We start from the raw sequence: 14,034 nt of genomic DNA on the forward strand, positions 1-14,034 counted from the left end.
CAAAATATTTAAAAATGAAACTAAAGTTCAATGGATTCTTAGTGCTTTTATTAGTACTAGTGGCGCAACTAACTTTTGCGCAAGAAAGAGCTGTTTCAGGAACTGTTTCTGATAATGCAGGTATGCCTCTTCCAGGTGTAAGTGTATTGGTGAAAGGAACAAAATCTGGAACGCAAACCGATTTTGATGGTAAATTCTCTATCAAAGCGTCAACAAGCCAAGTTTTGGTATTTAGCTACATTGGTATGAAAAGCCAAGAGATAGCGGCAAGCTCATCAGTTATCAACGTAAAATTGACTGACGATTCAGTAGAGCTTGAAAGCGTTGTTATTACAGCCGCTTTAGGAATTAAAAGAGAGAAAAAATCCATCAGTTATGCTGCTCAAGATTTAAAAGGTAGCATCATTAATGAAGGTGGTACTAATAATGCGGTTTCTGCATTATCTGGTAACGTTGCAGGTTTGCAAGTTACTTCTCCGTCTACAATGGGAGGTTCTACAAGAGTTGTTCTTAGAGGTGTTGGATCTGTAACAGGAGAAAACAGACCTTTAATCGTAATTGACGGTATTCCATTAGACAACGGTAACTACAACACAAGCAACACTCAAAGAGGTGCTGGAGGTAGAGATTACGGTGATGCTTCTGCAGATATTAATCCAGATGATATCGAATCTGTAACTGTACTTAAAGGAGGACCTGCTGCTGCTCTTTACGGAAGTAGAGCTGGTAACGGTGCTATTTTGTACACTACTAAATCAGCAAAAAAATCAGGTGGTAAAGCGGAAATTGCTTTCAACACTGGTATTACGTTCGAAAACGTGTACATCATGCCAAACTTACAACATGAGTATGGAGGAGGTAGTTCTTCAACTTTTCAAGAACAAGTTATCAACGGTCAGACTTACAAGATTGCTGATTATGCTACAGACGAAAGCTGGGGTCCAAAATACGATCCAACTTTAAAATATCTACCTTGGAACGCATTTGATCCGGAATTTTCTAATGATTATTTAAAAGAAAAATCATGGGTAAACCCACAAAACGATGTTAGATCATTCTTTAATACTGGTATTACAAGAACTAACTCGATCTCTTTCGCTAAAAACACTCAGGATTCTGGAGTAAGATTTGCATTTACAAACCAAAAAACAGAAGGTATTGTTCCAAACTCTAGTTTAACAAAAAACACTTTCTCGCTTAACGCTAACACAAAAATGAGCGACAAGCTTAAAGTTGAGAGTATGGTAACTTATGTTCAAACAAGAGGTTTTAACAGACCTGAAGTTGGGTATGGTGATAATGGTTTAGGGCAAAAATTTTACCAATGGGGTCAAAGACAGTTGGATTATGATGAATTGAAAGATTATAAACTAGCAAACGGTGCTCAAAGATCTTGGAATAGAATTGCTTGGGATGATGCAACGCCTAACTACTCAGATAACCCATACTGGATTATCAATGAGAACACATCAAATGACACAAGAAACAGAATTTATGGTAACGGAAAAATCACTTACAACTTTACACCAGAATTATATGCTGTAGGTAACGTTTATGCTGATATCTATAACTTGGCTATTCAGGAAAGAGTTGCTATTGGTTCACAAGCACTTTCAAGCTTTACAACTAGCTCAAGAACTTTAACTGATTTCAACTATGAAGGTCGTTTGCATTATGACAAAAAATTTGATAAATTTAGTCTTAATTCATTTGCAGGGGTTAACAGAAGAAATTCATACTTAACAAGAGTTTCTGGAAATACTGTTGGAGGTTTAGTTCTTCCAAATCAATACAACTTATCAAACAGCGCAAGTCCTGCACAATCTACTAATTTAGATAACAAAGAAAGAATTAATAGTGTTTATGGTTTCGTTTCATTAGGATATGATGACTTTTTATTCTTAGAAGCTACAGACAGACAAGATTGGTTTAGTACAGTATACAAATCTGTAAACTACGCTTCTGTTACTGGAAGTTTTATTTTCTCAGAGTTAACTGATATCTCTTGGTTAAATTATGGTAAACTTAGAGGTGGATGGGCACAAGCTGGTAACGCAACTTTTGCTTACAGACAACAAAACTTAGCTGATACCTCAATTAACTTCCAAGGAGCACCAAGATACAGCCAGCCAGGAACTGCTGGGAATCCTTTATTGAAACCAGAGTTAAAAACTACTAAAGAGGTAGGTTTAGAATTAAGTTTACTTGACAGAAGATTAGGAATTGATTTAACTTACTATGATGTTGTAACAACAGATTTGATTACACCAATCCAAGTTGATCCATCTACTGGTTACAATTTTGCATTACAAAACGCAGGAAAATTACAAAATAAAGGTATTGAGGCTACTGTAACGGTGAACCCTGTAAGAACAGCAGACTTCAGATGGGACATTACTTGGAACTTTGCTAAAAACGACAATAGATTAGTTGAGCTAATTCCAGATGTTAACGAATTAACGATTGCAAATGCTCCATTCCAAGCTAGATTATTAGCGGTTGTTGGACAACAGTATGGACAAATCTACGGAACTGATTTTACTTACGATGCTAATGGTAATAAAGTAGTTGATGCTGACGGAGCTTATATTCCTACTGCACAAAAATCTTTAGGAACTATTACTCCTGATTATAATATGGGTTTAAGAAACAACTTTAAATACAAAAATTTAAATTTTGGTTTCTTAATTGACATGCAGGAAGGTGGAAGTTATTTCTCTACTTCACACATGTGGGGATCTTACTCTGGTATGTTAGAGCACACTGCAACACCTGGTCTTAGAGAAAATGGTGTAGTTGTTGATGCAGTTTACGAAGACGGAACAAAAAACACAACTGAATTAGCGGGACAAGCTTGGGCTCAACAGCACTATGGTCTTGATGCAATGAACGTTTTTGACGCTAGCTATGTAAAACTAAGAGAAGTTACTTTTGGATATTCATTACCAAAAAAAATAATCGGACCTTTTGCTGATATCAGATTCTCTTTATTTGCCAGAAACTTATTTACATGGGGATTAGATTGGAAAGGAATGGATCCAGAGATGGCTTCATATGGCAGTGGTAACACACAAGGTTTAGAGGGAGGTTCTTTACCTTCAACTAGAACATACGGAATGAATCTAGAATTAAAATTCTAAAAAAAAAATCACGATGAAAAAAATATTCATATCAATATTATCGATTGCCACACTTCTTACTACTACTGTAAGTTGTGATGATAATTTAGCTGACTTAAATGTAAGCCCAAACCAGCCAGACATTTTAGCTACTACTCCTGCTGGAGTTTTTAACGGAGCTGTATATAATTTAATGACGAACTCCAGAGGAAGTTTTTCTTCAGGAAGAATGGCATTACCATGGGTTCAGTATTCTGCACAAAGAAATTATACAGAAGAAGATCGTTTCCAATTTAGAGAAGTTACCAACCAAAGTTTATACGGTGATTACTATTTAACTGCGAATGACTTCAAGACGATGATCCAAATGAATACAGATCCAAATCTTAAAGTTCAGGCTGCTGTTTATGGAAACAACAATAACCAAATCGCTGCAGCGAGAGTAATGTTAGCTTATACTTTCTTACAACTTGTCGATGCTTATGGTGATGTTCCTTACTATTCTTATGGAAATGCTGACCCAGATTTTCAAGCTTTACAGTTAGACAAATACATCAAACCTAAATTTGCTTCTCAAGTAAAGATTTACACGGATCTTATGAAAGAATTAAAAGAGGCAGCTGCAATGGTTGTTCCATCTGAACCTATACTTACTAGTGGTGATCAGCTTTTCAAAAGCCCTGCAAAACTTATCAAATTTGCAAACTCTTTAAGATTGAGAATTGCAACAAGAGTTAAAGGTGTTGTTCCTGGAGCTGAAGCACATATCACTGACGCTATTGCTGGTGGAGTTATGACTTCTAATGAAGATACTGTTGGATTGAAATACCAAAAAGACAATGTACTTCCAAGTCCATTTTACAATGATTTCTACATTAGCAACAGAACTGATTTCGCTATTTCAAACACATTTGTTGATTTATTGAAAGGAAATTTAGGAGATTTTGAAGTTGACCCAAGGTTACAAAAATATGCTGCTCCTAAAACAGCTACTAAAGCAAACGTGAGAGATAACGCATATACTGAAACAGATGACTTAACGCAATATGTTGGTATGCCTTATGGTATTACAAGTGCACAAGCTGCAGGACAAAGACCAAATACTTCTTTTTGGAGTTCAAGTGTATTAAAGCAAGACTATACAGAAATCTTAATGGAATATGCTGAAGTTGCATTTTTAGTATCTGAAAGCAAAAATTGGTCTACTGCTGAATACCAAGCTGGTGTTAGAGCTTCTATGTTACGTTGGGGTGTAGCACCTGCTAAAATTGATGCTTACATTACTGCTCTGCCTGCTGCGAATAAAGAAAATGTAATTACTCAAAAATACATTGCTCTTTTCATGCAGCCATATGAAGCATATGCTGAGTACAGAAGAACAGGATATCCTGACACACTTCTTCAACCAGGTCAGTCTTACGCTTTCAATGTGCCGCAAGAAGGTGTTGCAACTTACACTTTTACAGCGTTAAACAACTTAACTGCAATGCCAGCCAGATTTACTTATCCAGTTAACTTACAACAGTTAAATGGTGCTAACGTAGCTGCTGCTGCTGCTGCAATTGGTGGAGATAAATTAGACACAAAACTTATTTGGGCTAAATAATTCCAATAAACTATATATTACCAAAAACCACTCTGTTCATTCAGGGTGGTTTTTTTTTATATAAACATTATGCCTATATTTGCCCTATGGAAAAAGAACATCAAATATTTGGAATTAGAGCCATCATTGAAGCAATACAGGCAGGAAAAGAAGTTGACAAAGTATTTATACAAAAAGAGATTTCTGGTGAATTAATGAAAGATTTAATGAAGGTGATGAAACGCGCCAACATAAACTTTTCATATGTGCCTGTCGAAAAATTAAATCGTCTAACGCCAAATAATCACCAGGGAGCAGTTGCAACAATATCTCCTATTGGTTTTATCGATTTAGAATATTTGGTTGAATCAACCATTGCATCCGGATCTAAACCATTATTTTTAATACTAGATCAAATTTCTGATGCCAGAAACTTCGGAGCCATTATCAGAACTGCAGAATGTACAGGCGTAAACGGAATTATTGTGCAAAAAGCAGGTTCTGCTCCTGTAAATGGTGACACCGTAAAAACTTCAGCCGGAGCTGTATTTAATGTTCCAATTTGCAAAGTGGAGCATATTAAAGATGCTATCTTTTATTTACAAGGATCAGGAATAAAAACGGTTGCTGCTACTGAAAAAACAGAACATAACATTTATGATTTAGCTTTAAACGAGCCTGTCGCAATTATTATGGGATCTGAAGACAGAGGAATCAACCCTTCTGTTCTTAAAATTGTAGATGAAAAAGCAAAACTACCTATGTTTGGAACAATTGGCTCACTAAATGTTTCGGTTGCTTGCGGAGCGTTCCTATACGAAACTGTGCGTCAAAGAAGTTAAATATCTTTGAGAATTAAGATGGCAAAATAAACATTCTAATAATGAATTGATGTCTTCCAAATCTGCTCAAAACATATCATTTAAAAACAAATGTTTTGCAATTGCGATGTTTTATATCGTAGGTATTGGTTATACACAAACTAAATCCTATGGACAGTTTTGGAATGAGACACAATTTAATAGAACCCTAAATGATAAATGGTCCGCTGAATTAGATTTAGCTAGCAGCTATAGCAGTACAGAATCTTCTTCAAATATTTTTCATAAAAATATTCAACGATCATTTAGAGGTTGGGGACATTATTATCTTTCACCACGATGGAAGCTCTCATCATTCGTAGCTTATTTCAATAATAAAGACGTCCCTGAAATTGGTCAATTTGAATCTCCGGAATGGAGATTTGCAGTTCAGGGCATTTACTATTTTCATAAAACTGGTTACACTTTAAGTACCAGAATGAGAATGGAATTACGTCATATGAGAAATGCGGATCATGATTATGAAAATGTCCTTAGATATCGCCAGCAGCTTAAATATATAAAACCACTTAATAGCAAAATTCTCCGGGCAGGTGTCGTTTATGCAATTGCATCGGATGAATTATTTTTTAAATCCGGAACAAAAGTTACTGGGGAGAATTTTTTTGATCGCAATAGATTAAATCTTGGCGGTGGTTATTTATTTACAGATGACATACAGGTTGAGCTTACCTACGCTAATGAGTTTCTTCCCAGAAACAGCGGAAATCAAATTGTAAATGCAGCTTCGTTAACTGTTACATTCAACAATCTTTTTAAAAATCTGAGTAAAAAACTACTTCATAAAAATGAAGAAGTGGTTAATGAAGATTAGTCTCTTAATTACTTTTCTTCTTCCTTTTTCACGAAGCAATTTAACTGTTTCATAATTGCATCCTTATGTAGCTTGAAATTATAATCCCGAACAAATTCTGTCCCCTTCATATTAATTTCAGCAACTACAGCTTCAAACTTAGAGAAAGCCTCAACATCTTTTTCATCCATTAAATACAAGACTTGCATGATTGAATCATTACGCATATACTGAGTGTCATAATGTGATAATTTGTATGATTTCTGATTAGACAGATGAACAACTAAATCATCTTTTATCTTCTTTCCTTCTCCTTTAGCAGGAAATGGCGTAGGCTGCAAAGCGATAAAATAATGCTCTTTATCGGTTACTATATTAATCTTTAGCGATTTTGATTTGGTTGTATAAAAAACAGCAGGATCAAAATAATACACCATCGTTCCATCAGCCAGTAATTTGTTCTTTATATCACACTGAGCAACTATCTTTGGACAAACAATTAATAAAACTACCAGAATCAAAAAGTTTTTATTTTTCATAGTAGATCAAAATGAAATTAGAATAGTATAACAAAAATAGTCTTTTAAACTCAAATCAAATATTCAACTTTATTTTTTATCATCTGATTCTGATTTGGTTACAGAGTAATTAACTAATTTATCCGAGCTAAAATAAAGCGAAATAAAGTCAGGCTCCTCTTCATTTTTCTCAACCGGAACAAAATTCCCGTTTTCATCAAAATGTTTCATAAAAGGATCTTCTTCCGGATTAAAATCTGGTTTCTGCCAATCATAAACGATGGCTTTTTTATATTCCGGAGTTTTATAAAACAATGTCAATACAAATCCGGTAATGAAACCTCCCAAATGACCTTCCCAGGAAATTGTAGCATCCACATCAGGAAAAACATACCAAATCATTCCTCCATAAAGTAATATTACAGATAACGAAAGAGCGACTAATCTGTAATAACCAGTTTGAATTCCCTTAAAGAAGATAAAACTCACCAAAACATAAATCAAACCACTCGCCCCAATATGATAATTTTCACGACCAATTATCCAGGTTATTAAACCTGAAAAAATAATTCCATATACAATAACTGCGGTTGTTTGCTTTGGATAAAAATATTGTAATGCAGCCAGCAAAACCAAAAGTGGTATCGAATTATTATACAGATGCCCTAAATTCTCATGAATAAAAGGACTAAACAAAACGCCTTTTAAACCAGAAAAATCCCTGGGATAAATTCCATTTTGATAAAAATCAAAATCAAATCTAATTTGAAACCAATACACTACCCATAAAAAAAGGACAAAAAATACCGGTAAACCAAAAACAGCATTTGAAAATTTAAATTGGTTGTCGTTCATGTTTTTAGGAATTAATAAATGGATGAACATCAAAAAACTATCCAAATACAATTTACTGATAATTTGTCAGCTAAACCTTTTTCACCACCAACATACTTTCGCGAGTAATTAACTTTTAAAAATTTATAATTAAAACTGAAAACAGTAATTTTACAAAATGGAAGCACCGTTAGCCGAGCGTATTCGCCCACAGCAATTAGAAGATTATATTAGTCAAAGTCATTTGGTGGGACCAAATGGATCTTTGACCCAACAAATCTCGAAAGGAATTATTCCCTCTCTCATATTTTGGGGACCTCCGGGAACGGGAAAGACAACTTTGGCACAAATCATTGCTCAAGAATCCAAGCGTCCCTTTTATATTTTAAGCGCCATAAATTCAGGCGTTAAAGATATTCGTGATGTGATTGATAAGGCCAAACAAAGTGGTGGGTTGTTTACGGCTAAAAATCCCATTTTATTTATTGATGAGATTCATCGCTTTAGCAAATCGCAACAAGACTCGCTTTTGGCAGCTGTTGAAAAAGGCTGGATTACTTTAATTGGGGCAACAACCGAAAATCCGAGTTTTGAAGTGATTCCCGCATTATTATCACGATGCCAGGTCTACATATTAAATGCTTTTACAAAAGCCGATCTGGAGGCTTTATTGTATCGCGCAATGAAAACGGACAGCGAATTAGCCTCTAAAAACATTATTTTAAAAGAAACTGAGGCTTTACTAAGACTTTCGGGCGGAGACGGTAGAAAACTTCTAAACATTTTCGAATTAGTAGTCAATGCTTCGGCTGGAGATCAAATCACTATCACCAATGATCGTGTTTTTGAATTGGTTCAGCAAAATACGGTTTTGTATGACAAAAGTGGCGAACAACATTATGATATTGTTTCGGCTTTTATAAAATCCATCCGTGGAAGTGATCCAAATGGAGCTGTTTATTGGTTAGCCCGAATGATCGAAGGCGGAGAAGATGTAAAATTTATTGCCCGTAGAATGCTTATATTATCGAGCGAAGATATTGGGAATGCAAATCCAACCGCTTTTATAATGGCCAATAATACTTTTCAGGCCGTAACCACTATTGGCTATCCCGAAAGCCGAATTATTCTAAGTCAATGTGCCATCTACCTGGCCACTTCTCCCAAAAGCAATGCTTCTTATATGGCAATTGGCAATGCACAGCAATTAGTTAAACAAACTGGAGATCTACCAGTACCAATACATTTAAGAAACGCACCAACCAAACTAATGAAAGAATTAGGTTATGGCGATGACTACAAATATTCGCACGATTATGCTAATAATTTTGCTGAACAGGAATTTTTGCCGGATGCTATAAAAGAAACGGTTCTTTACAATCCGGGAAACAATTCTAGAGAGAATAGTAACCGCGAATTTTTAAAGAACCGTTGGAAAAATAAATATGGATATTAAACTCCTATTACTATTTAGAATTTAACTATAATTTTTTCTGAAACTAATTTGTCATTTTGATACGATTCAAAATACCAATGCCCATCTTCTTTCAAAATTAAAGAACCCTGAACATTGTCTTTGATAGCAATAAACACATTGGTTTGAGAGGTTTTAAGTAATTTCATAACCACTTTTGGCGTTTTATCAATCAGTTGATAACCTGACTCAGTAGGCTGAGCATACAACAAATTAGGATCTTTAAGATCCGGAGATGGAGCCACCACCACTACATTATTGACAGCTGGAGCGGGCGTAGCAGCAACAATAACTGCCGGAGCAGTAACTGTGGCAGCAGTTCGGCTAGTGGAAGCTACCGCTTTGCCACTATATTTGTAATGCAGCGCATTTATAGACATGAACGCCATCTCGAGACATTCTCTATACGCTGTTTCATAATCTTTCTCTTTACTTTTTCCAACTTCTGAAGTATAAATTATTTTGCCATAACAATCTTTAAACTCCACAGAAAGTTTAGTTACTAAAAAACCGTTATCTCTTTTCACATCAACATACAAAAACTGGCAACGATCATTTAAATCCGCAGGAAGCTCTTCATTAGCATAAAAAGCATTAAACCCGGCTTTGTTCAGGTTCGATTTAGTCATTGTAGCCAATCTATACTGATTTTCCGATTTCATGAAATCGTATTTCAAAGGTATAATAACCGCTTTATAATCATTAATAGATTGCGCGAATCCTATAACCGTGCAAAAAAGTGCAACCAACAAAAATTTAATTCTCATCTTATAAATATTTTTTAAGTTCTAATAAATGGTTTATCTGTTTAATATCTTTGGGCGCTTCTATCTTTTTTTCATTAAAAAAAATAGCATCCAAACCTGCCTTCAATGCACCATTAACATCTGCATCGAGACAGTCTCCAATCATAATACTATTTTCCTTTGAAGCCTTAGCAGAATTAACAGCGTAATCAAAGATAATACTATTTGGTTTTTTAACACCAGCCAATTCTGAATTTGTTATCGTATCGAAATACTCCGAAAGCAAAGCATTATTAATCTTTTTTTCCTGAACATTCGCAAAACCATTGGTTATAATATGCAATTTGTATTTTGGTTTTAAATAGTCTAAAACTTCAATTGCACCGTCAAAAAGGTGATTATTATCGGTTAAGAATTCGATATAGTCTTGGGCAATTGTATTGATATCTTCATCTGAAATCTCCATATTTAAAGCATCAAAGGAAAACTTCAACCTATTATAACGAAGCTCAACATGTGTAATTTGATCATTTTGATACAGTTTCCAACATGCCTGATTAATCGGAGCATATTTCTCGATAAAATCCTTGATTCTAATTTCCGGAAATTTACTCTTAAAAATACGATCAAAAGCCATCTCTGAATTTTTATCAAAATCCCAAAGTGTATGATCTAAATCAAAAAAAACGTCAGTAATATTGGTACTCATAAGCTAAAAAATTCCTTCATCTACAAAACTATAATATTTTGTTTCAGTAATAATCAAATGATCCAAAACTTTAACATCTAAGCTATCACCTGCCAGCTTGATTTTTTTAGTAATTTGTCTGTCAGCATCACTTGGCTGTAAATTCCCTGAAGGATGATTGTGACACAAAATCAGACCAGTAGCTCCATTTTCAAGTGCTAGTTTAAAAACGATTCGAACATCAACAATTGTTCCGGAAATACCTCCCTTACTTAACTGCGATTTAGCAAGCACCTTATTAGAATTATTCAGAAAAAGCACCCAAAATTCTTCATGAGGTAACTCCCCAATAATTGGTTGCATCATTTCAAAGACGCTTTTACTTGATGCAATTTTAATCAATTCAACCGCATCTTCCGCTCTACGGCGCCGACCCAATTCTAATGCAGCAATAATGGTAATTGCCTTGGCCTCTCCTATTCCTTTAAAATTCATTAATTGCGCAACTGACATTTTTCCTAAGGCATTTAGATTATCAGCACTTGCCAAAATTCTTTTGCTAAGATCGACTGCGGATTCACTTCGACTCCCCGAACCAATCAAGATCGCAATCAATTCAGCGTCACTTAAGACACTTTTACCCTTAAGCATTAATTTTTCACGAGGACGATCATCTTCGGACCAGTTTGTAATTGGAAAATGATTTGTATCCATTTTAGAAAAAATTAAATGATGGATTTACTCATGCAAACACTATTCGTCAAACCTACATAAGGCTCATAGTTTTCTACAATTTCAAAACCTACTTTTTGATAAAGATTAATGGCTTCAATTTGTTTGTATAACGTTTCCAAAATCATATTTTTGAATCTCTGGGTTCTTGCTTCCTCTTGTAATTCTTTTATCATTCTCTGCGCTAACCCCAAACCTCTGGCTTCTGGTGAAACAAACATACGCTTCAATTCAACTGTATTTGAATTATATTTTTTAAAACAACCACAGGCAACCGCTTTTTCATTCAAATAAATAATAAAAACATTCGGGTTGAATTCGATTAAATTGTTTCCCCAATAATCGTTTTTTAATTCAGGATACCGCTCCCATAAAAACGCATCAAAAGTTTTTATTAAAGCAATAAAATCAGGGTTTTCGCTTGTTGTTTTAACAACTTTAGTAATTGGACTCATCTGGTATAATCTTAAATGGCTAATATATGAAAAATAAGAAAAATCATTCATAAAAAAACAACCTAAAATGATTAATTTTAAAACAAAATAACTACTCCTAAACACAATCTTAAGAAGAATGAAGTCAATATATCTATTAACAACTTGTATTTTGCTTTTGTCTTGTAATCAGAAAGAGAAAAATATCCTTCGAGCCGAGAACAATTTGGAAATAGCACAAACTTTTGGCCAACAATTATCAGATGCGGCGATTTCAATTATTGATCCTTCCATAGATTATGATCCTGCTTATTTTTCAATTAAATATCCTAACGGTGATGTTCCAAAAAATAAAGGTGTCTGTACCGATGTAATCATTCGTTCCTATCGAAAATTAGGTATTGATTTACAGAAAGAAGTACATGAAGACATGATCGAGAATTTCTCTCTGTATCCGAACTTCAAAAAATGGAGAATGACAAAAACAGATACTAATATTGATCACAGAAGAGTTCCAAATTTAGAAGTATTTTTTGAAAGAAAAGGAACAAAACTACCAGTAACCCAAAATGGAAAAGACTATAAAACCGGAGAAATGGTAACCTGGATGATTAATGATAAATTACCTCACATCGGAATCGTAACCAGCAAAAAATCAAAAGATGGACAACGAAATTTAATCGTGCATAATGTTGGTGGAGGACAAGTTTTAGAAGATTGCTTACTCAAATATAAAATCGTCGGGCATTATAGTTACACAAATTAGATAATTAGATAATGTGTCAATGAGACAATTTTAAAAAAAAAGTGCCAACTGCAATCTGCAATTGACACATTATCTAATTTTCTAATTGACACATTATCTAGCTAATCAACCCTTTTACTTCGTCAAAATTTAAACCTCCGTAATTTCCTGAACTCATTAATAAAAGTGCAAAATTTTCAAGATTTAAGTTGAATAAATATTCTTTGAATTCGGCCGGATTTGTATAAATAATCAAATCTTTTCTATTGAAAGAACTAGCGATTTGTTCATAAGTTACTTCTTCTAATTGTTTGATTTTTACAGCATCCGGAGAATAGAAAACTACAGCAACATCTGCATATTCTAAAGCTCCTTCATATTCTTTTAAGAATTCAGCATTTAAACTACTGTAGGTATGTAATTCTAAACAAGCTACTAAGGTTCTGTTTGGATATTGTTCTTTTACCGCTTTAGTTGTTGCTGCCACTTTACTTGGCGAATGCGCAAAATCTTTGTAGGCAACTTTACCTTTTCCTTCAGCAATTTTTTCCAATCGTTTTGAAGCTCCTTTAAAACTGGCGATTGCTTCATAAAAATCAGCTTCATCAACGCCCATATTTTGGCAAATCCATTTAGCTCCAGCCAAATTATTTAAATTATGCGCTCCAAAAACTTCAATTGGCATATCGCCTTCAGGAGTTTTTAATAAGGTTACACCATCACTTACTGTATACTCGGGTGTATGATAAGATAATTTACGAATCGGATTTGTCGCCGCCTCAGCAACACGCTTCACCTCAGGATCATTTTCGTTATAAACTAAAATACCACCGTTGGTAATTTTTTGAATGAAAATTTCAAATTGCTCTACATAATTCTCATACGTAGGGAACACATTAATATGATCCCACGCAATTCCGGAAATCAAAGCAATATTTGGCTGATACAAATGAAATTTAGGACGTCTATCAATTGGAGAAGACAAATACTCGTCGCCTTCTAAAACCATAAAATCATTTTCTTCAGTAAGATGCACCATAGTATCAAAACCTTCCAACTGCGCTCCAACCATATAATCAACTTCAATATTATGATAATGCATTACGTGCAAAATCATCGAAGTAATTGTGGTTTTTCCGTGCGATCCACCAATTACAACACGTGTTTTATTTTTAGATTGTTCGTATAAAAATTCAGGATACGAATAAATTTTCAATCCTAATTCCTGTGCCTTTAATAATTCCGGATTGTCTGCTTTTGCATGCATTCCAAGAATAATGGCGTCAATATCAGCAGTAATTTTTTCAGGAAACCAACCTAATTCTGCAGGCAAAATACCTTTTTTCTCTAATCTTGATTTTGAAGGTTCAAAAATAGCGTCGTCACTTCCTGTAACCTGATATCCTTTGTTATGCAATGCTAATGCCAAGTTATGCATAGCGCTCCCGCCTATTGCGATGAAATGTGTTTTCATTTAAATTCCAA

13 protein-coding genes are annotated in these 14,034 nt (G+C 34.5%); 6 read left to right on the forward strand and 7 right to left on the reverse strand.

The annotated features are described in order from the left end of the window. Positions 1-14: 14 nt before the first annotated feature. The 4 genes from Q7C23_RS17515 to Q7C23_RS17530 all read left to right on the forward strand — a co-directional run bounded on the left by Q7C23_RS17515 (position 15) and on the right by Q7C23_RS17530 (position 6,399). A complete protein-coding gene (locus Q7C23_RS17515) occupies positions 15-3,140 on the forward strand; it encodes a SusC/RagA family TonB-linked outer membrane protein (protein ID WP_375033711.1) in 3,126 nt (1,041 codons plus the stop codon). Between the two features lie 13 nt (positions 3,141-3,153). Beyond that, positions 3,154-4,725, forward strand: coding sequence for a SusD/RagB family nutrient-binding outer membrane lipoprotein (locus Q7C23_RS17520; protein ID WP_375033712.1), 1,572 nt, complete (start codon positions 3,154-3,156; stop codon positions 4,723-4,725). An 86-nt stretch (positions 4,726-4,811) separates the two neighbouring features. After that, a complete protein-coding gene (gene rlmB / locus Q7C23_RS17525; RefSeq protein WP_375033713.1) occupies positions 4,812-5,546 on the forward strand; it encodes a 23S rRNA (guanosine(2251)-2'-O)-methyltransferase RlmB in 735 nt (244 codons plus the stop codon). A gap of 49 nt (positions 5,547-5,595) precedes the next feature. Next, the gene (locus tag Q7C23_RS17530) at positions 5,596-6,399 is read left to right on the forward strand and encodes a DUF2490 domain-containing protein (protein WP_375033714.1); all 804 of its coding nucleotides are present in this window, start codon (positions 5,596-5,598) and stop codon (positions 6,397-6,399) included. 8 nt (positions 6,400-6,407) lie between these two features. Here the strand turns inward: Q7C23_RS17530 and Q7C23_RS17535 are convergent, their stop codons facing one another. Together Q7C23_RS17535 and Q7C23_RS17540 are read right to left on the reverse strand one after the other, a co-directional pair. Next, entirely contained in the window at positions 6,408-6,917 is a 510-nt protein-coding gene (locus tag Q7C23_RS17535) for a hypothetical protein (RefSeq protein WP_375033715.1), read from the reverse strand. Between the two features lie 69 nt (positions 6,918-6,986). Further along, positions 6,987-7,751: a rhomboid family intramembrane serine protease gene (locus Q7C23_RS17540; protein WP_375033716.1), complete on the reverse strand. Its 765-nt coding sequence runs from the start codon at positions 7,749-7,751 to the stop codon at positions 6,987-6,989. Positions 7,752-7,908: 157 nt separating this feature from the next. Between Q7C23_RS17540 and Q7C23_RS17545 the strand changes: the two genes are divergently transcribed. Then, positions 7,909-9,186: a replication-associated recombination protein A gene (locus Q7C23_RS17545; RefSeq protein WP_375033717.1), complete on the forward strand. Its 1,278-nt coding sequence runs from the start codon at positions 7,909-7,911 to the stop codon at positions 9,184-9,186. Positions 9,187-9,200: 14 nt separating this feature from the next. Here Q7C23_RS17545 and Q7C23_RS17550 read toward each other — a convergent pair whose 3' ends face one another. The 4 genes from Q7C23_RS17550 to Q7C23_RS17565 are packed head-to-tail and all read right to left on the reverse strand — an operon-like array spanning position 9,201 to position 11,825. After that, positions 9,201-9,971, reverse strand: a complete 771-nt coding sequence (locus Q7C23_RS17550) for a hypothetical protein (protein WP_375033718.1) — start codon at positions 9,969-9,971, stop codon at positions 9,201-9,203. Between the two features lies 1 nt (position 9,972). Beyond that, on the reverse strand, positions 9,973-10,659 hold the full coding sequence (locus Q7C23_RS17555; protein ID WP_375033719.1) for a YjjG family noncanonical pyrimidine nucleotidase: 687 nt from the start codon (positions 10,657-10,659) through the stop codon (positions 9,973-9,975). A gap of 3 nt (positions 10,660-10,662) precedes the next feature. Beyond that, positions 10,663-11,352, reverse strand: coding sequence for a DNA repair protein RadC (radC, locus tag Q7C23_RS17560; protein WP_375033720.1), 690 nt, complete (start codon positions 11,350-11,352; stop codon positions 10,663-10,665). An 11-nt stretch (positions 11,353-11,363) separates the two neighbouring features. Beyond that, positions 11,364-11,825 (reverse strand): GNAT family N-acetyltransferase, encoded by a 462-nt coding sequence (locus Q7C23_RS17565; RefSeq protein WP_375033721.1) that lies wholly within the window; start codon positions 11,823-11,825, stop codon positions 11,364-11,366. A gap of 118 nt (positions 11,826-11,943) precedes the next feature. Between Q7C23_RS17565 and Q7C23_RS17570 the strand changes: the two genes are divergently transcribed. After that, complete coding sequence (locus tag Q7C23_RS17570; protein ID WP_375033722.1) at positions 11,944-12,570, forward strand: DUF1287 domain-containing protein; 627 nt, start codon at positions 11,944-11,946, stop codon at positions 12,568-12,570. A gap of 97 nt (positions 12,571-12,667) precedes the next feature. Here the strand turns inward: Q7C23_RS17570 and murC are convergent, their stop codons facing one another. Further along, on the reverse strand, positions 12,668-14,023 hold the full coding sequence (gene murC / locus Q7C23_RS17575) for a UDP-N-acetylmuramate--L-alanine ligase (protein WP_375033723.1): 1,356 nt from the start codon (positions 14,021-14,023) through the stop codon (positions 12,668-12,670). Between the last annotated feature and the right edge of the window lie 11 nt (positions 14,024-14,034).

It is taken from the genome of Flavobacterium sp. LAR06 (genome assembly GCF_041946075.1).
Taxonomy (GTDB): domain Bacteria; phylum Bacteroidota; class Bacteroidia; order Flavobacteriales; family Flavobacteriaceae; genus Flavobacterium.